The organism is Pedobacter sp. P26, assembly GCF_050632135.1.
GTDB lineage: Bacteria > Bacteroidota > Bacteroidia > Sphingobacteriales > Sphingobacteriaceae > Pedobacter.
Genome location: NZ_CP192574.1, coordinates 1,915,547 through 1,933,310, shown reverse-complemented (window position 1 = coordinate 1,933,310; position 17,764 = coordinate 1,915,547). Strand labels below are relative to the sequence as shown.

Sequence of the window (17,764 nt, the reverse complement as noted above, 5' to 3'; positions counted from 1 at the left end):
AATTATAGTTTTGATAAGTATTGATGAACCTGAGTAACGGCCATGGCTCCTTCGCCCACAGCCGAGGCTACTCTCTTTACTGAATTGAACCGCACGTCGCCGGCGGCAAATGAGCCTGGAACACTGGTTTCTAAATGATAAGGTGGTCTGTCTGCTGTCCAGCACATTTTATATTGATCAAGACTAAGCAAATCATTGCCCGTATAAAGGTAGCCGTTCGAGTCTCTGCAGATGGCGGTTTCGGCAGCCCATTCCGTATTTGGCTTTCCGCCGATACAGATAAATAATTTTGAAGTATCGTGCCATTGCGCTGTTCCCTCCTCGCTATTTACAATCTTGATCCGCTGTAAGTAATCATCACCTTCAAGGGCTGTTACCTGCGAATGATACAACACAAAAATATTCTTGATGTTGGCTATTCTCTGAATCAAATATTCGGATAGGGTTTCGGCAAGATTGCCCTTCCTGATCACCATGAAAACGCGTTTGGCAAAGCCAGAAAAATAGGTAGCGGCCTGGCCGGCTGAGTTTCCTCCGCCAACAATATAAAGGTCTTTATCCTGACAGAAAAATGCCTCGCTTGCCCCGGCCCCATAATAAACACCCTTATGAAAAAACCGGCTTTCGTCTGGAAGATCCAATCTTGCGTACTCCACTCCGGTTGCACATATATTTGTTTTAGCGACTAACTTTTCGCCAGTGGCAAAGTCAACGTGGATTTTATTGTCATAAAATGTGCCTTTAATTCCCTCTTTCAAAAGCAAGATTTCGACACCAAATTTTAAAGCCTGTTGCCTTGCTCTTTCAGCAAGGCTTGCCCCCGAAATCCCCTCGGGAAAACCAAGATAATTTTCAATCAGCGAACTCGTACCTGCCTGACCACCTATTGCCTCACGCTCAATTAAAATAGTTTTTAAACCCTCTGATGCGGCATAAACGGCAGCACTTAAACCTGCAGGGCCAGCACCATAAATAGAAAGATCGTATTCTTTATATTTTGGCTGCGTAATCCATCCCAGGTTACAGGCAATCTGTTCTAAACTGGGGTTAACAATTATTTTGCCATCGGGAAACTCGATCACCGGATGTTTATCAGGATTATTGAACGAGGTAATGCCCTGGCCCCAGCCTAAATCATCATGCGTAATATCAAACCAATCAAAATCGACAACACTTCTTTTCAAAAAATCCCTTATCGGGTAAATCTCGGGCGAATCTGGTTTACCGTATAGTTTCAGCTTATTCATCGTTAGTTCCTTAGTAGGCTCTGGTTTTTAATTTTTTAATGATTTCATCCCCACAATTTTCAGAAGAAGTTCCGTAACCATTTACCAGTAAGCCTTTAATCTCGCCATCAACAGATGATATGGCATAAACGATGGCTTCATCATCAGGGTCGGATTCGCCTTCAAAACGATAATATTTATCAATTAAAAACTGATCGGGAAATTCTTGTAACGGATTTTTTCCACCATCAATCTGATTACTTTTAAGATTAAAATCGACAGTATAACCCTGCTGAGTAAGCGCATTAATCACTTCAGAAAGAGAAGTCATTTCTCCAATGTGTTTTAAGTTCTCGTGATCCATAATCTTTTAATCTTTTAAGAAGATGTGTTAATTTAACAAAAAACAAACCAACTCGCAAAACATTGTAAAACAAAACCTTAAAAAGAAATAAACAATAAAAAACTGACGATATAAAGTGAATTTATGACAAAATTCAAGTAGAATTATTGGTAAAAATAGCTGAGCAGGAAATGAATTTTTCAATGCATTTAAAAAGCAAAAAAGAGCGGTTAAAATTCATTTAAATGGTTATCTTTAAATAAAAAAGCCATGATTACAGACCCAGATAAAGAAGAACTTTCTGATGATAAGGAAGATGCGTTAACCAGCGAAGAAGATGCACTTAATCAAAGCACAATCATCAGTGATGAAAGCGCTGCAGAACACGACGCCGATTTGTTAGACCAGGCAGATAAAGCCTCCCGGTCTTCTTACGAATTGGATATTTAGGCCAATCATTATCCCCATGAAAATGGCGATATTTTTTTTGAAATTTCAGAAGATATCGCCATTTCAATAAGCTCTTCAAAAGGTTAAGCATAAGTATGGCCTTAAGCGCATTAATAACTGTGCTTCTTGGCCAGGCCTAGTTTTTTAATTTTCGAATTTAATGTGGTTGCGGGAACACCCAATAACTTGGCCGCGCCATACTGACCGGAAATCCGCCCGTTACATAATTCTAAAACAGCAAAAATATGATCACGTTCGTTTTCAAATATGGTTTTAACGGGCGCGACTGAAGATAAGGATTGTTTATTATTGCCCGGAATTTCAATATCCTTAATTACATTTCCCTCTGCCATCACCACCTGCCTTTCTATGAGGTGCTCCAATTCTCTTACATTCCCGGGCCAGCTGTAAGCCATCATGGTAGAAATTGCTTTTTTTGAAAATCCATCGAGATTTCTATTCGACTTTTTGGCAAATTTCGCTAGGAAAAAATTGGCAAGGCTGGCAATATCTGATTTACGGTTTCGAAGCGGTGGTAATAAAACCGGAAAAACATTTAACCTGTAATATAAATCTCTTCTGAACCGTCCTGCCTCCACTTCGGTCAAAAGATTTCTGTTTGTGGCCGAGATAATGCGGACATCAGTTGCGATGGTTGTTTTGCCGCCCACACGTTCTATTTCTTTTTCCTGTAAAACACGCAGTAATTTGACTTGCAGATTGAGCGGTAACTCGCCTATTTCATCCAGGAAGATGGTACCTTTATGGGCCTGTTCGAATTTGCCTATCCGTCTTTCGGTGGCACCTGTAAAGCTCCCCTTCTCGTGGCCAAAAAGTTCTGATTCGATTAAATTGGGTGGAATGGCGGCACAATTCACCTTAATCATAGTTTTCTGACTTCTTACAGATTCATCATGAATGGCTTTGGCAATTAATTCTTTCCCCGTTCCTGTTTCTCCTAAAATTAATACCGTAGTTTCTGTGGAGGAAATCCGGTTGAGCAGTCTGTAAACTTCCTGCATTTCCGGACTACTGCCAATAATTTTGGGGTGTGTAAAAATTCCGAATGATTCTTCTGGCTTAAAAGTGAGGTATTCAGCAAGCTGCGTACGCAGTTTTTCAATTTCTTTTTCTAGCTGCTTAATTCTCTCATCAGCAAACGTCAATATTTTGGGCTCGTTTATCAATTCAGACTTAACCGTCGATTTAATATTGGACTCAGCTACAGGTCCTGCCCCGATTGCAGCTAGCAGTCCGGCAATAAAATCAGCAATGTTACAGCAAAAAGTCAATCCTTCTGCACTTAATTCCCGGTTATGATTGTGAAGCTCAAAAGTACCCAATATGCGACCGTTATGCGCTAAAGGTATATAACAATGAAAATAATATTCGCTGGGATGATTGTTTAAGCAATGGTTCTCACCAAATTCAGCTATCCAGTCTTGCCGCGATTTGAGCACAGGAAAATCAAAACCTGAAATTTCTTTTGTAATCAGCGAAAGGCTAACCGGATCGGAAATGATTTCGGTGCAGGAGATTTCTCCTGAAATGGCCTCTGTGAGATACGCTCTTGTAATATGGTCTGTTTCATCGTTATAAAGAATTAATGCACCACAATCAATCGAGAATAGAGGATGTAATTTAGAAAACACACCTCGAAACAGTTCTCTTAGCGTAAAATTCTTTTCTTGTTCCGCTACTGTTCTGGCCCGTGTTTCGAAATAAGAATTGGGTTTAACATCATTGCCATCAACATTCGTATGGGCGCTAAAATCTGATTCCTGCGTTCTCATTTTTTATAATTGATCTTCCCCGGAATATTTATCCGGGAAGTGAATGAATAAATTGTAATGCAATTACCAAAACGAACAACATCCGGATGATTATTCATCATCACTGAACGATTGAGGGTTGATTCGAAAGGGATTGGTCTTTGCTTATTGTTCAAACCCGCGAATTCAAAGAACATGCCAAATGCAGGAATATGGCGTTAATGTACTACGACGAATACCAAGCCAATAAATAGCTCACGATATTTCGCTAAAAGGCGATTTCGGATACGAAATATAGTAGAAGAGATTAGTCATGATCAAATGCTATAATTTTGACATCTTTCATCAATCAAATCCTTTTAATTACAAAGTAGGTGTTTCGGTAAAGTTGATTTTCTTTGATGATGCTGCCCAGAAAACCCAGAGTAAAACACAAATGCTCAGGGCTAAATCCGGATAGAAAAATGAAACAACAAAAGCGGCTAAATAGGTTGGAAAGCCATACAGATAGTTGTTCCGGAGTTGCCTGATGGCGGCATCACTGATTCCGGGGCGCAATAATTTTTTATCCGAAGTAGCTTGTTGCCACAACAGGTTAAAGGCCAGGTTAATCAAAACAAACAATCCGGTATAAATGGTAACGGAAAGCTGTTTCGAATCCGAAAGAAAAACCTGGCCAATAAGGCACTAGGAAAAGAAACAAGCGAAACCAGGAAGAGGATGAGTCCGTTGGCAAACATCAGTCCTGTGTTTCGTCTGTATATCTGTTTAAAAACTTTGTGGTGATTTACCCAGATGATGAATATGCTGAAAAATGAAATGATAAAGGCAATATAACCCGGCCATTGTATTTTAAGTGCTTCCAATAAATGTACCGGGGTATCACCATCCTTCAGTTCAGGAACATGGAGCTCGAGCACGAGAAGTGTAACAGCGATAGCAAAAACGCCATCGCTAAAAGCCTCTATTCTACCCGTTTCTTTTTCCATTTCGGCATTAATCCTTAAAGATTAACTTATTCACCTGTGCAATTTCTGCCTGACTGATGGTATGTCCCATGTTTTCGTAAATAATTTCGGTAACCTGAGCCCCCATTTCTTCGAGTAAAACTGTTGATTCTTTTACTCTCGATACAGGTACATGCATATCGGGATCGCTACTTCCAATAAAGATTGGTGTTCCATCAAAATCGCCGTGATAATTGCGGTGATCTAGCTCTTCGCCGATAAGACCACCTGTAAAAGCCACCACTCCACCATAACGTGCCGCATTTGCGGCCACGAAATCGAGCGTTAAGCAGGCACCCTGCGAAAAACCCAGAAAGTAGATCTGTTCTTTTGAAAAACCTTCTTTTTCCAGATCTAGCACAGTTTCTTTTATGGTGTTTAAAGCATTAGATAAGGAAGGTTCGTTATATTCCCGCGGCGCTAAAAATGATTGCGGATACCAGGTGTTACCTGCAACTTGCGGCGCTACCAATGCAAACTCAGAAACATTTAGATATCTTGCCATTGATAAAATATCCTGTGCCGTTCCGCCACGACCATGGATTATGATCAGCACTTTTTCAGCCTGATCAAAGCTTTTTCCTGCTTTTATAAGTTCTATCATCGCTATTCTTCTTCTTTTACTTTGTTCCAGATATCCTGGTATAAATCTTCGTGCCGTCTGAACTGGATGTGCACATAAGGACACATCGGGATGACCATCAATTTGTTTTCACGGACATAGGCCACCATCGCATCAAGCAGCATTTTGGCATAACCTTTTCCTTCTTTTGAAGGATCTACTTCGGTATGGTAAACGGTTAAATCCTTATCCTTGATGTCGAAAATCATTTCGCCGACTTTTCCGTCTTCATCATAAATATCGAACGAACTTGGTTCGCCTTCCTGAATGTTTAATTTTACTTGTGCCATATTTTCTAAGTTAGTTTTGGTAGTAATTTTTCTAAATCGCCACGTAAATGCTCGTGTTGGTGTGGCAACATTAAATGAGTACCCAATTCATTTAAAGGCTCATCAACGGTAAAGCCCGGGTTTTCGGTTGCTATCTCGAAAAGTACGCCCCTGGTTCACGGAAATATAAGGAATAAAAATAGTCTCGGTCAATTTTTGGGGTGATCTGTAAATTTTTACTCAAAATCTGTTCCCTTAATTCCATTTGAATCTCTTCATTTTTAACACGGAATGCAACATGATGGTTTGTACCTGCAGCATTTCTTCCCCTGTGACCAACCGGAACTTCCAGCAGATCGACAATGGCTGCATTTTCTACGGTATCGGTAATGAAACGGTAACGGTTTCCTTCCTGCGCCAATAAACGGTAACCAAACAGATCGGTAAGTACTTTTGCTGTTTCATCTATACTTTGCAAGGTTAAAGTGGTGCTATGAAAACCTTTGGTTGCTGCATCTTTTTTAACATCAGCGGTTTCCCATGGCGTTCTTGTATCTGCTATATTAGGCACAATTAAACTCAGCGACAGGCCGTCCGGATCTTTAAAAGCCAATACCTGCTCTCCAAAACGTTCGGTAATTTCTTTTGTTTTAATGTTAGCTGTGCCAAATCGCTCTAACCAGAATGCATGACTATCTGCAGGTACCGAGTAGCCAATTTCTGTTGCCATACCTACTCCTTCGATCCCCTGGCCAATACCATCCCAGGGAAAAAAGTAAGAATCGTTCCTGCTGATCCGGTTTCATCGCCATAATAAAGATGATAGGTACCCGGATCATCAAAGTTTACCGTCTTTTTCACCAATCTTAAACCCAATATTTTGGTGTAAAAATCGAAGTTTTGCTGTGCATTGCCTGCAATCGCCGTGATGTGGTGCAAGCCTAAAATATTGTTATTCATATCGTTTAATTTTTATTGATTAATAATGCTGAGGTCTCTGTAATTAATTCGTTGTGACGTTTAAAGATGACATCAAGCACGAGGCCATCATCATTCCACATTTTAATCTCACCGTTAAGCTGTTCGGTAAGGCCGGTCATTAAACTCATCCCTAGTGATTCGGTATTTTCAGGATCGAAACCTTCTGGTAAACCGATCCCGGTATCCGCGATTTTCAGTTCGCAGATCTCCTCGCCTATAAACAGGAAAGAAATATGCACTTTACCTTTTTTATCAGCCGGGAACGCATATTTAATCACATTGCTAATGGCCTCATTCAGGATTAAGCCAAGCGGAACGGCCTGTGCAACATCTAATTTAATGGCCTCTGTTTCTAATGTGAACTGGATTTTATTATCAGTACCAAAACACTCGATCATATAATCGACCAGTTCTTTGATGTACCACTTCATATCAATTTCAGCCAGATTATCAGATTGATAAAGCTTCTGGTGGATGAGCGACATGGCATGCATGCGGTTCTGGCTATTTCTGATGGCCACCAAGGCATCTTCATTATCCAGGTAAGCCGACTGGGTATTGAGTAGGCTAATGACAATCTGCAGGTTATTTTTAACCCGGTGATGGATTTCACGCAGCAACCATTCTTTCTCGTTGAGTATTTTCCTGAGCAGTTCGTTCTGCGCGTTGATTTCGCCCTGCTTTTGTTCTAAAACGAGGTTGCTGCGCCTTTTTAGCCGATAACGGTTATAAATCAATCCCACAAACATGGCGGCAATCAAAAGACCGGCGATAAATATATACCTCAGCCTGCCTTCATTTTCGATCGCAGCTTTCTGCAATTGGTTTTTCTGGCTAAGCAACGCGATGTCTTTATCCTTTTTCTCGGTTTGGTATTCAATTTCTAAACCCGAAATTTGCTTGTTCTTATCGTTATTCCAGATAGAATCGGTTAATCTTTTATAGGTTTTATAATGTGCTACTGCCGACCAAGGCCTATTTAGTGCCGAATCTACATCAAACCAAAGCCTGTGCAACTGCGAAAGCGCCAGTAAGTTTTTCTGCTGTAAACTTTGCTTTTCATGTTCTTTTAAATAACCATCTGCAGCTACAAACTGTTTATCATGGATCAGTTTCCGGATGATACTGCGGTATAAATAGATCTGATTCGGATCATCCTTAGGCAGATCGTGGTGAAACTTTTGCAATTCCTTAAAATAGGGCTCGGCCTTGCCATACTGCTCAATATCGTAATAGGTGTTAAACAAAATGTATGGGATCCGCAGCTTCATTTGGGTATCAGTAGGCGGATATTTTTTAATCAGTTCCTTCAGCGCCGCTATCCCCTCTTCAAACTTTTTCATCCTAACATAAATGGTGGCCACATTGGCCATAATGGTTTGCATGTAACCGGCATCTTTATACCGTTCTGCAATTCTTTTGGCCTCCAACCAGTAAGCCAAGGCTTTCTGATCATTCCTCAGGTAATAATACGTTAACCCCAAATGGTTGTTTATCGAACTTCGCTGTAAACTTGTATCCGCCAGTTGGTCTGCCGTTTTCTCAGCCAGCAAACCGTATTTGAGTGCATTTGAAAAATTACCAAGGCTAATATTGGTGATACACATATTGTTATAAACACCCTGTAATTCCTTAAATCCAATGGCTCTGTAAACCGCGAGTGATGAATCCATCAGTTTAATGGCATAAGCCGGTTGGCCTTTTATATTGTAATAATCGCCCAGGTTTTTAAGCGAGTTACCCTCTTCTAACTTATTGCCAGTCTGACGGTATAAAGCCAGCGATTTTTCATTGTAGCCAATCTTTTTTCAAGATCCGTTCCTTCATTGCTAAAAAGTGCCCCTATTGCCGCATAAGCTTCTGCCAACTGATCTTTCAGGTCGAATTTGCTCGTATAAGCGATTGCCTGATTATAGGTTTTAGTACTTCCAGCCTTATCTCCTGATTCGCGGAGAATATTGCCTTTGAGCACTATACTTCTTGCTATCCCTCTAGGATATTCGATTTTTTGAGCCAGGCCAAAAGCTTGCCCCTGGAGATTCATCGCAGTAGCTAAATCTGCTTTTACTTCGCCAGGTAAATTGAGGTAATATGTCCCTGCATCCACTAACAAATCGACCTTATTTTCAGTTTGTCCAAGCCTGCGCAGTTTTATTTCAGCAACTTCTACCTCTGCTTTTGTCCTGATGCCCTGCCCTTTTACAAAGACAGGGTTTATCAGAACAAAAGCGATCAACAAAAATTTGATGTTCTTGCTTAATAAAATGATTGCGCTATTTCTGGTCCACATTTTTTAAAGTTTAACATCGTTTATACCTGGTTTTGTACTGTAATAGCAAATAACCATGGCAACGCCGGGTAACACAATACCAACCAGACCAAAGAGCTGCCCGATCCACGCCCCTAGCAGACATCCGGTTAAAAAACCGCCGAGCGTGATCAGTCCTTTTTTACGCCCGAAAGGAAATCGGCATTTTTAAAACCAGAATTGCAAAAAGACCTGATATCAAGTGCGAACTGGGTTACATTCCCCGTCATCATAGTTGTTGGCCCATAGGTTTCTTTTGCAAAAAGTTTCCCGAAGGCGTTTTGTAAACCCATGGCAAAAACAACAATCATGGTAACCAGGTACATCGGCCAGGTAATTTCTCCATTATCGATATAGCCGAGCGAATAGGCGATTGTCCCCCCAGCAAAAGAATAATCCCTTCGCATAAAAGCAGAAAATGCCTGTTCGAAAATCTCGCCGATATCCAGCCACCAGCCATAACCGAGAGCATAAATATTGGGAAAGTTAGCAGCTTGATCCATGCATCGCCATCAGAGCCTTTGATCATTTGATAAGCGAATACAATAAAGTTACCGGTAACATGTGCAGAGAAAATTTTGTCGGCGGCTACAAAGGTAATTGTATCACAATAACCAGCTATAATGGTTAAGATGAGGGTTACAAACCAGATATTATTCTGTTTTTCTTCCATTCTGTCTTTTATTTATGATAAATGAGCCCTTAACATCCAGGCCATGGTTTCATGTGTTTCCATCAAGCCTGTGATGTAATCACTTGTTCCGGCATCTTTCAATGCACCCGCATAATTGTTGATGTTTTCTCTTAAATGAATTAAAATACTTTCGTGATCGGCAAGCAACATTTTGATAAAAGTTGGCGCATCGTTTTTGCCACGGTCGTCTTCAGTCAAATGTGTTAATTCCAGAAACTGTTTAAGTGACGCGGGGGCATAGTGACCCAGTTTGCGGATGCGTTCTGCAACTTCATCAACAATATCTTCCAATTGTGTGTATTGTTCTTCGAAAAATTTGTGTTTGTTGTAAAAGTCTGGTCCTTCTACGTTCCAGTGTGCTTTTGCGTGTTTTAGTGTATAAAACGTATTCATCCGCAAGAATTTTGCTTAATGAATGTGCAACCTCTGCAAGATTCTCTGCGCTGATTCCAATTTTAGCTTCCATGATTTTGTGATTTTGATGTTTATATTAATTAAAAAGTGTATTGAATAAATAATGATCTATTGAAATAGTACCAGGTCCGATTACCCATAAAAAAAGCATCGCCAGCGTATACATGTAGGGTACATCGCGCACTTCTATTGAATCTTTTCTATGCACTACAAAGTAACCAATTGCCGTTACGCCTATAGACGGGAGTAGGAAAAGCCTTGTTCCTAAACCTATGGCCACGAGAAATGGTACAAGCGTATCAGAAAAGGTAGCTACTAAACCATTCAGTTTATCGGGCAATCCCAGGGGATTGGGTACATGCTCCTTTTCTCCATTTTGAACCCGGAACTTTTTCATTCCATGAACCCTGAAGAGCTCGAGCATGAGCAGTACCCTGAAAATAAGTACCGCCCAGTTATTAAGGTCTGATCCCAAATCAGAATATAAAAGGTATTTAATGATATTTTCCATATTTTAAAAAGCAAAACATGAACAACCCAATGCGCCCCAAAATGCAGTGTAATTGTTTACAGGCAGGTTACTGGTTCTAGCCGCATCGTGATTGTGGTTGTGCACATTACAACTGCCCACGCAGGAATGCACCATCGCTAAAACAGAATCGGCACCACTAGCGCCTTTTGTTTTTCCCTGTTGATTTTTTTGATGAGTGGCCGGAGAATAATATCCGTTATAACTTTTCGTCGGCGACCAGTCTGGTAGAATCGGGATTTTTGGTGGTGAAAAGGAAGAGAAATCGCCTTTGGCATAAACAATCTTACCATCAACAATGGTTAAATCAGATTCGATACTTTTGATCTGCTCATCGGCCACCTGGAAGTAATCGTGATTCAATACGGCCAAATCGGCCAGCATACCCACTTTAATATCCCCTTTCTTTTGCTGTTCGTTCGAAAACCATGCGCTGCCTCTGGTATACAGCTCTAAAGCAGTTTCCCTTGATAAAACAGTATCTTCATTGTAGATTTTTAAACCGCCCACAGTTTTACCTGCCGTTAGCCAAAACATAGAAACCCACGGATTATAACTGCTTACGCGTGTAGCATCAGAACCGCCACCCACAGGAACTTCCATTTCGAGCATTTTCTTTACTGGTGGCGTTTGTAGCGTGGCTTTTGCTCCATAACGTTCGGTGAAATATTCGCCCTGATAAGCCATTCTGCTTTGGATTGCAATACCACCACCCAATGCTTTTACACGTTCGATATTCCGCTCATCAATGGTTTCGGCATGGTCGAAAATCCAGGGCAAACCTGCAAAAGGAATGTCTTTATTTACCTTTTCAAAAACATTCAAAAAGCGGCTAATGCTTTCGTTATATGTGGCATGAAGCCTGAAAGGCCATCTTTTTTCGACCAGCAAACGTACTACACGCTCCAATTCGGGTTCCATATTATCCGACAGGTCTGGCCTGGGTTGAAGAAAATCTTCGAAATCGGCTGCTGAGAAAACCAGCATCTCACCTGCCCCATTGTGGCGGTACATATCATCACCCTGATAAAGTTTTACGGTATTGGTCCAGTTATCGAAATCTTCAAATTCCTGCTTTGGGCGCTGGGAGAACAAATTGTAGGCAATGCGAACAGTAAGTTGCTTTTGCGCGTTCAGTTCATTTACTACTTTATAATCGTCAGGAAAATTCTGAAAACCTCCACCTGCATCAATTACACTGGTAATACCAAAACGGTTTAATTCTGTCATAAAATGACGGGTAGAATTTACCTGATGTTCGTAAGACAGTTTTGGCCCTTTGGCTAAAGTGGAATATAAAATCATGGCATTCGGGCTTGCGATGATCAATCCGGTAAGTTCTCCCTTTGCATCTCTCTGGATTTCTCCGCCCGGCGGAGATAGCGTATCTTTTGTATATCCAACTGCTTTAAGCGCAGCACGGTTCATAAATGCACGGTCATATAAATGCAGAATAAAAACTGGCGTTTCGGGCGCAATGGCATTTATTTCTTCGAGTGTTGGCATTCTTCTCTCGGCAAACTGAAATTCAGACCAGCCTCCAACTACACGTACCCATTGTGGCGACGGGGTAATATCTACTTGTTCTTTGAGCATCCGCAAGGCATCGGCCAATGATGGAACGCCATCCCAGCGCAGTTCCAGATTGAAATTTAATCCACCCCGGATTAAGTGAATGTGCGAATCGTTAATGCCAGGAACTACCCGTTTTTTGCTAAGGTCGATCAGCCTTGTTGCAGAACCCGAAAAATTCATAATATCGCTATCATTACCAATGGCGATAAACTTCCCGTCCTTAATGGCAACCGCTGTTATTTCTTCCTTTTGTTTGGCAATGGTATGTACCTTGCCATTGAATAAGATTATATCTGCATCCATGGTATTTTCTTTTTAGGAATTAACTGTTTGAGATCTTAATTTTTAATGGCAGCAATTGCTTCCTGAATGCCTTCTCCAGCGGTTGTAAAAAAGCCGGTCCCGCTAAAAGAATCACTTTAACAACCGGTTTAAAGGTTGCCATATTCTTTTCTTTTAACCAGGTTTGGGTTCTGTAGGCTTCGAAAATACCTTTCACCACGTTGCCGGCAACCAATGCAGTTGGTGAGTCGATCCCCGCATCTTTTAAATCGCTTGCAAAAGAAAAGTTGTTTACACCCAGTTTAAGTGCTTCCCGCATGGCGATACTGCCAACTCCGATCATCAGTTCCGGTGTAAATTTATTCCGATCGCCAAGACCGATTAAAAGCAGGCGTTTACCCCCTATGGTTCCCTTTGGCGGAGAAATTAAAATGGTTTCGTTGGCATGCCCCAGAAACTTGCCGCTTTTGCGGATTTCAGTGATCAAACCTTTCAGATCCTGATCCAGGTGTACCAAACCATTTAGAGCTGGCGGAAGTGCTGGTGGAGAATTAAAAATATCGCCTTCAGTGTATTCGAAAACACAGGCAATCTGCAAATCGCTAACCTGTGCCGATGGCCCCTGAACTACGCCTTCGATGGCGATTCCATCTACCGTACCCCAAACTTTGGCTGTTCCCAGTGCGGTAGTAGTTTGTGCAAATGCTGTTCCTGTAATAAATACTGAAAATATAATTACCGCTACCCTGATGTTTTGTAGCGCAGATTTTGATTGTTTAGTGAAGTTCATTTTCTTATGTTTAAAATTTGTATGATACCTGAGCATTAAAAAACTTTGAATTGTCCCAGAGCGGTACGATATCTTTGATGAAATCACCAACCCTGAAATATTGTCCCCCACAACTCAATGAAAGGTTATTATTAATTTTATAATCCGCGCTGAGCAGATAGGTTGTACCGATAAACCGGTGACCGGACAGGGAACCTGCAGTGTTAAAATTTCCACCCGGACGATAAATCCCATCGTTTAATGAATATCTCCAGTTGAAAACCACATCAGCCTGGACACTTAATTTATCGGTTAAGCTTAGTGTTAAATAGGGATGTAAATCAATTAAATTTGATGGCCCAATGAGTGGATTAAAACCAAAATAGCCCCCTTTCGGATATAAAGGATTAAAGGTTTGCAGTTTCCTATCCCCTGCTTTTTGATCACCTGAGATGTAGTCGTTTCGCAAGTTAAAAGAAGGTTTAAATTTGGTTTTTTCGAAAGTATAACCAAATTCAAGGGCCATTGTCCAGGCATTGATATGGCCGTTTCCAAATTTCCCGAACTGATAGGCGGCTTCTATATTGTAAATAAAACCACCGCCACTTTTCCAATATCGGGTAGCTAAAGTATGCCGCGCTTCCTGCGCTATACCTTCTTCAAATTCTGCATTGTCACGCCTAATGCCTAAATAGTAGAAATCGAAGTTTCCACCTTTCTGGATATTGAGGTTGGAATAAGCGCCCCAAAGATTAGCCTGATGGCTTAGACGATTGTCAAATACCCCAAAATTAACTTCATCGGCTTCTAAAACAAATGCATCGAGCGAAAACCGGGGTGTTGCATACATCAGTTTGGCGCCTGTAAAATACTGCCTAACGGTTGTACCCTCCCGCACAGAAATCAACCTGCCCGAACCATAATTAATTTCCTGTCTGCCCACCCGTATGGCCAATTTATTCGATGAGTCTTTAAGTATCCTGTATTCTGCGAAAAGATTTTGCACTGCAAGCTGATCTTCATCAACCGGAGATGGCCCGTACTTACTCCCATTTTCGAGCGCACTGTTCACCTGAGCAAAAAACCGCAATCTTTCTCCAATATTTAAATCGGCATATAGCGAATAACGTTGTAAAAAAGAATAATTGAAACCTTGATCTTTGATCCAATCCTCATTGATTTTACCTCCATATTCCTCCCTGATCTCGCCACCAAAACTGAGGTATACTTTTTTATTTTTTGAAAGCGGCAGGAATTTTAAGGTATTGTATAAATTCCTGTCCGAATCTTTCAGATTGCTATAATCCTCATCGTAGCGCATAAGCCTGATGCTTTGACCGGATGCACCTGCTATCGAAAAGCAAGTACAAACTACCGCTATAATCGTCCAACGGGGATAATTAATGTTCATTTTATCTTAAATGACAATTAGTGTTTTATCATTTTGTGTGCGTACTGGATACCAATACCATAACCTGCACCATATTTTTTCATCAAGGTGGTTACAGGCTCATAAGTTTCGGTTCTGGCCCAGTCTCTTTGTAGCTCAAGGATGTATTGTACAGCAGTTACCGGTTTTACACCTGCATGCACCATTCTTTGAATGGCACGCTCATGCGCTTCATTGCTTACATCGCCACAGGCATCGGTGATCACAAAAACGTCAAAACCTTCTGATAAGGCTGATAAAGCCGGGCCAACAATGCATACGCCTGTCCAAAGGCCAGCCAATACAATTTTCTTTTTCCCTGTTCCAGTAATAGCTTTGTAAGCGGGTTCATCTTCCCAGGTATTCATTGAAGTTCTGTCGATATAATTTGAAGTAGCCTGAGGATAAAATTCTTCAACTTCAGGAAAAACAGGACCAGAAAACGATTCTTCAGCAACTGTGGTTACAATGGTCGGAACGTTAAAGATTTTAGATGCGCCGCAAATAATAGCCACATTGGTACGAAGTTCGGTAATGGAGATGCTTTTTGTAGCAAAAGCCATTTGTCCTTCATAATCGATTAATACTAATGCATGGTTTTCAGGAGATAATAAGTCTGGTGATGGTTTCATAATTAAATATTTTATGTTTCCCTCATTGTTCCAAGAAATATACCACCAAATAAAGCACTACATATCAACAACTTACATAAAAATACATTATTTAGGATTAACCATATATCGTTGATTTACGAATTTTACTTTTGCTTTTACCGCAAAGAACGATAAGGGGAAGGCGCAGAGCACGCAATTTAGTTTATGCGTTTTTTAACCACAGAGAAAAGGAGAAAAACAGAGTTGGGTGGATAGCTTATTATTTTTTACCGCAAAGAAAAAGGCATGTTCTTTTAACCACAAAGAACACAAAGGAAGGCACAAAGTGCACAGAGTTGGGTGTACTATTCCATTATCCATGTTACACCTTCCATCTTTTAACCACAAAGGGCACAAAGGAAGGCACAAAGCACACAGAGTTAAGTGTTTACCTAATTCCCTTAAACATTGTAATGGAGATGACTGCTATCGGCGAATCGTCATTGCTGAGGCACGAAGCAATTAATGCTTTCGCTATTTAGTAGCCCCCTCTATAGTAGTAAGATTGCTTCGTCGTTCCTCCTAGCAATGACGAAACTTCTGCGGAAATCTCCTAAATCTGCGGGATAAATGATTTAGAATACAATAACGAAATATTATAAAAAAAGTATACACAACAAAACATTATAAAATTTTAATAATCAAACAATTAAAATGCATACTAACGAAATATCGTTACACGTTTAATCTATCTGAAATCATTTTTTAATTTATAAATCCTACCTTAGCTTCATGGAAAGCAAGAGTAATCTATCTGGACTTCGCAACATTAAGCATACTCACCTCGACCCAAACGAGGCCTCCGCTCTCGAAAAAGAGAACACTTTACTGCTTAAAAAGCTTAAACAAAAGGAAATAGAATCCGCGGCACTGTTATCTTTAAGTAATTCAATCGCTTCTATACGCAACAAAATTGATTTGTTCGATGTCATCGATCAAAAACTAAAAAAACTGTTTGATTTTGATGATTTTGTTATCTGTTTGATCAACGATGATGAGGAAACGCACAGTGCTTTTATCTACAACCAGAAAGAAGATTTTCTTAAAACAGCTGGCATAGCGCCTAAAGCTTCAGAAAAATACACGCTGGATGATGGCATGTGCAGGGCGATGATTTCATCTGAAAAACCAATCGTTTTCAATGTTGAAGAGGTTTTAGCATGGGCTGATGCGCCGGCATGGCTGGGATTTTGGCATAACAAAGGTATCAAAGAAATGATCGGCCTCAAAATGGTAGATCGATCAGGCTGTATCGGTTTCTTTTACCTCTACACTAAAAACGCAAACTCGTTATCGAATATTTATTTTGATCTGCTTCATGGCATTTCGCTGCAAATTTCGATAGCCATATCAAACATCCTGGCAAACGAAAAAATTGAACAGCAGCTTATAGAAATTAATGAATACAAACAAAAATTAGAAGAAGAAAAAAGTTACCTGCAGGAAGAGATCCAGCATAAATACAATCATACAGAAATCATCGGACAGAGCGAGTCGTTGAAAAGTGTTTTCCAACTGATTGATGCTGTGGCAGCCACCGACAGTACTGTGCTGATTATTGGGGAAACAGGAACCGGAAAAGAACTCATTGCAAGGGCGATACACAATTCTTCACTTCGATACAATGAATTGATGGTTAAAATCAATTGTGCAGCAATACCTCCTAATTTGGCTGAGAGTGAACTCTTCGGCCATGAAAAAGGCAGTTTTACGGGCGCAACAGAACGAAGGATCGGAAAATTCGAACTGGCCCATAACGGCACGCTGTTTTTGGATGAAATTGGCGAGCTCCCGCTTGACCTTCAGGTAAAATTACTAAGAGCGCTACAGGAAAAAGAAATTGAGCGCATTGGCGGTAAAGGTGTAATTAAAACAAATGTCAGAATTATAGCCGCAACCAACAGGAATCTGTTAAAAGAGGTAGAAAAAGGGAATTTTAGAAGCGACTTGTATTACAGGTTGAACGTATTTCCAATCTCTATTCCACCATTAAGGGATAGATTAGATGACATCCCACACCTGGCAGCATTTTTCATAGAACGCATTTCGAAGAAAACCGGGCGGCAGGTAAACACCATATCCAAAAGCGCATTGAATAAATTGATGCTTTACCCCTGGCCAGGAAATGTAAGGGAGCTGGAACACCTTATTGAGCGGAGCTTACTGTTAACATCAGGCAACATCCTAAAAGAGATCCACCTACCTAAAATAGATAGAAATGAGGCCATTAACAATATAGATGAGGAAAAAATAAAAAGCATCCACGAAAACGAGCGCGACCACATTCTATCAATACTAAAACGTTGCAATGGCAAAATATCCGGCATTGGCGGGGCTGCAGAAATCTTAAATATTCCGGCAACGACCCTCAATTCTAAAATCAAAAAATTCAAAATTAAACGGGAACATATCCTAAACAAATAATTACGGATGAGATTAAA

At 40.6% G+C, this 17,764-nt stretch carries 21 protein-coding genes; 2 read left to right on the top strand and 19 right to left on the bottom strand.

The genetic code is table 11. The annotated features are described in order from the left end of the window. Positions 1-2: 2 nt before the first annotated feature. Together ACQ86H_RS08915 and ACQ86H_RS08910 are read right to left on the bottom strand one after the other, a co-directional pair. On the bottom strand, positions 3-1,247 hold the full coding sequence (locus tag ACQ86H_RS08915; RefSeq protein ID WP_138817928.1) for an NAD(P)/FAD-dependent oxidoreductase: 1,245 nt from the start codon (positions 1,245-1,247) through the stop codon (positions 3-5). Between the two features lie 10 nt (positions 1,248-1,257). Beyond that, a complete protein-coding gene (locus tag ACQ86H_RS08910) occupies positions 1,258-1,590 on the bottom strand; it encodes a phosphoribosylpyrophosphate synthetase (RefSeq protein WP_246862621.1) in 333 nt (110 codons plus the stop codon). A gap of 249 nt (positions 1,591-1,839) precedes the next feature. On the opposite strand from ACQ86H_RS08910, the gene ACQ86H_RS08905 reads away from it, so the two are divergent. After that, the gene (locus ACQ86H_RS08905) at positions 1,840-2,019 is read left to right on the top strand and encodes a hypothetical protein (RefSeq protein ID WP_138817929.1); all 180 of its coding nucleotides are present in this window, start codon (positions 1,840-1,842) and stop codon (positions 2,017-2,019) included. Positions 2,020-2,129: 110 nt separating this feature from the next. Here the strand turns inward: ACQ86H_RS08905 and ACQ86H_RS08900 are convergent, their stop codons facing one another. From ACQ86H_RS08900 to ACQ86H_RS08820, 17 genes are all read right to left on the bottom strand, one after another. Continuing rightward, positions 2,130-3,812 carry a sigma-54-dependent Fis family transcriptional regulator gene (locus tag ACQ86H_RS08900; protein WP_138817930.1) on the bottom strand — a complete coding sequence of 561 codons (1,683 nt, stop codon included), beginning with the start codon at positions 3,810-3,812 and terminating at the stop codon, positions 2,130-2,132. 342 nt (positions 3,813-4,154) lie between these two features. Continuing rightward, entirely contained in the window at positions 4,155-4,406 is a 252-nt protein-coding gene (locus ACQ86H_RS08895; protein ID WP_431294549.1) for a hypothetical protein, read from the bottom strand. Beyond that, the gene (locus ACQ86H_RS08890; RefSeq protein ID WP_431294548.1) at positions 4,403-4,780 is read right to left on the bottom strand and encodes a TMEM175 family protein; all 378 of its coding nucleotides are present in this window, start codon (positions 4,778-4,780) and stop codon (positions 4,403-4,405) included. The genes ACQ86H_RS08895 and ACQ86H_RS08890 overlap by 4 nt, the downstream gene beginning before the upstream one ends. Before the next feature lie 7 nt (positions 4,781-4,787). Then, the gene (locus ACQ86H_RS08885; protein WP_431294547.1) at positions 4,788-5,402 is read right to left on the bottom strand and encodes an alpha/beta hydrolase; all 615 of its coding nucleotides are present in this window, start codon (positions 5,400-5,402) and stop codon (positions 4,788-4,790) included. Positions 5,403-5,404: 2 nt separating this feature from the next. Next, the gene (locus ACQ86H_RS08880; RefSeq protein WP_138817933.1) at positions 5,405-5,710 is read right to left on the bottom strand and encodes a GNAT family N-acetyltransferase; all 306 of its coding nucleotides are present in this window, start codon (positions 5,708-5,710) and stop codon (positions 5,405-5,407) included. Between the two features lie 130 nt (positions 5,711-5,840). After that, complete coding sequence (locus ACQ86H_RS08875) at positions 5,841-6,419, bottom strand: VOC family protein (RefSeq protein ID WP_431294546.1); 579 nt, start codon at positions 6,417-6,419, stop codon at positions 5,841-5,843. Positions 6,420-6,421: 2 nt separating this feature from the next. Then, positions 6,422-6,649 (bottom strand): VOC family protein, encoded by a 228-nt coding sequence (locus tag ACQ86H_RS08870; RefSeq protein ID WP_431294545.1) that lies wholly within the window; start codon positions 6,647-6,649, stop codon positions 6,422-6,424. 5 nt (positions 6,650-6,654) lie between these two features. After that, positions 6,655-8,343, bottom strand: a complete 1,689-nt coding sequence (locus ACQ86H_RS08865; RefSeq protein WP_431294544.1) for a histidine kinase dimerization/phosphoacceptor domain -containing protein — start codon at positions 8,341-8,343, stop codon at positions 6,655-6,657. A 74-nt stretch (positions 8,344-8,417) separates the two neighbouring features. Continuing rightward, the gene (locus tag ACQ86H_RS08860; RefSeq protein ID WP_431294543.1) at positions 8,418-8,960 is read right to left on the bottom strand and encodes a hypothetical protein; all 543 of its coding nucleotides are present in this window, start codon (positions 8,958-8,960) and stop codon (positions 8,418-8,420) included. A gap of 149 nt (positions 8,961-9,109) precedes the next feature. Then, on the bottom strand, positions 9,110-9,271 hold the full coding sequence (locus ACQ86H_RS08855; protein WP_431295367.1) for a hypothetical protein: 162 nt from the start codon (positions 9,269-9,271) through the stop codon (positions 9,110-9,112). Positions 9,272-9,285: 14 nt separating this feature from the next. Then, positions 9,286-9,651 (bottom strand): DUF1275 family protein, encoded by a 366-nt coding sequence (locus tag ACQ86H_RS08850; protein WP_431294542.1) that lies wholly within the window; start codon positions 9,649-9,651, stop codon positions 9,286-9,288. 12 nt (positions 9,652-9,663) lie between these two features. Next, positions 9,664-10,065, bottom strand: a complete 402-nt coding sequence (locus ACQ86H_RS08845; protein WP_431294541.1) for a Dps family protein — start codon at positions 10,063-10,065, stop codon at positions 9,664-9,666. Between the two features lie 97 nt (positions 10,066-10,162). Next, positions 10,163-10,597 (bottom strand): DoxX family protein, encoded by a 435-nt coding sequence (locus ACQ86H_RS08840; protein ID WP_138817938.1) that lies wholly within the window; start codon positions 10,595-10,597, stop codon positions 10,163-10,165. Between the two features lie 3 nt (positions 10,598-10,600). Then, complete coding sequence (locus ACQ86H_RS08835; RefSeq protein ID WP_431294540.1) at positions 10,601-12,493, bottom strand: amidohydrolase; 1,893 nt, start codon at positions 12,491-12,493, stop codon at positions 10,601-10,603. Positions 12,494-12,512: 19 nt separating this feature from the next. Next, positions 12,513-13,262 carry a M17 family peptidase N-terminal domain-containing protein gene (locus ACQ86H_RS08830; protein ID WP_431294539.1) on the bottom strand — a complete coding sequence of 250 codons (750 nt, stop codon included), beginning with the start codon at positions 13,260-13,262 and terminating at the stop codon, positions 12,513-12,515. A 10-nt stretch (positions 13,263-13,272) separates the two neighbouring features. Next, a complete protein-coding gene (locus tag ACQ86H_RS08825) occupies positions 13,273-14,652 on the bottom strand; it encodes an alginate export family protein (RefSeq protein ID WP_431294538.1) in 1,380 nt (459 codons plus the stop codon). A gap of 17 nt (positions 14,653-14,669) precedes the next feature. Next, positions 14,670-15,302, bottom strand: a complete 633-nt coding sequence (locus ACQ86H_RS08820) for a hydrolase (protein ID WP_138817942.1) — start codon at positions 15,300-15,302, stop codon at positions 14,670-14,672. A 753-nt stretch (positions 15,303-16,055) separates the two neighbouring features. Between ACQ86H_RS08820 and ACQ86H_RS08815 the strand changes: the two genes are divergently transcribed. Then, positions 16,056-17,747, top strand: a complete 1,692-nt coding sequence (locus ACQ86H_RS08815) for a sigma-54 interaction domain-containing protein (RefSeq protein ID WP_431294537.1) — start codon at positions 16,056-16,058, stop codon at positions 17,745-17,747. The last annotated feature ends 17 nt before the right edge of the window (positions 17,748-17,764 follow it).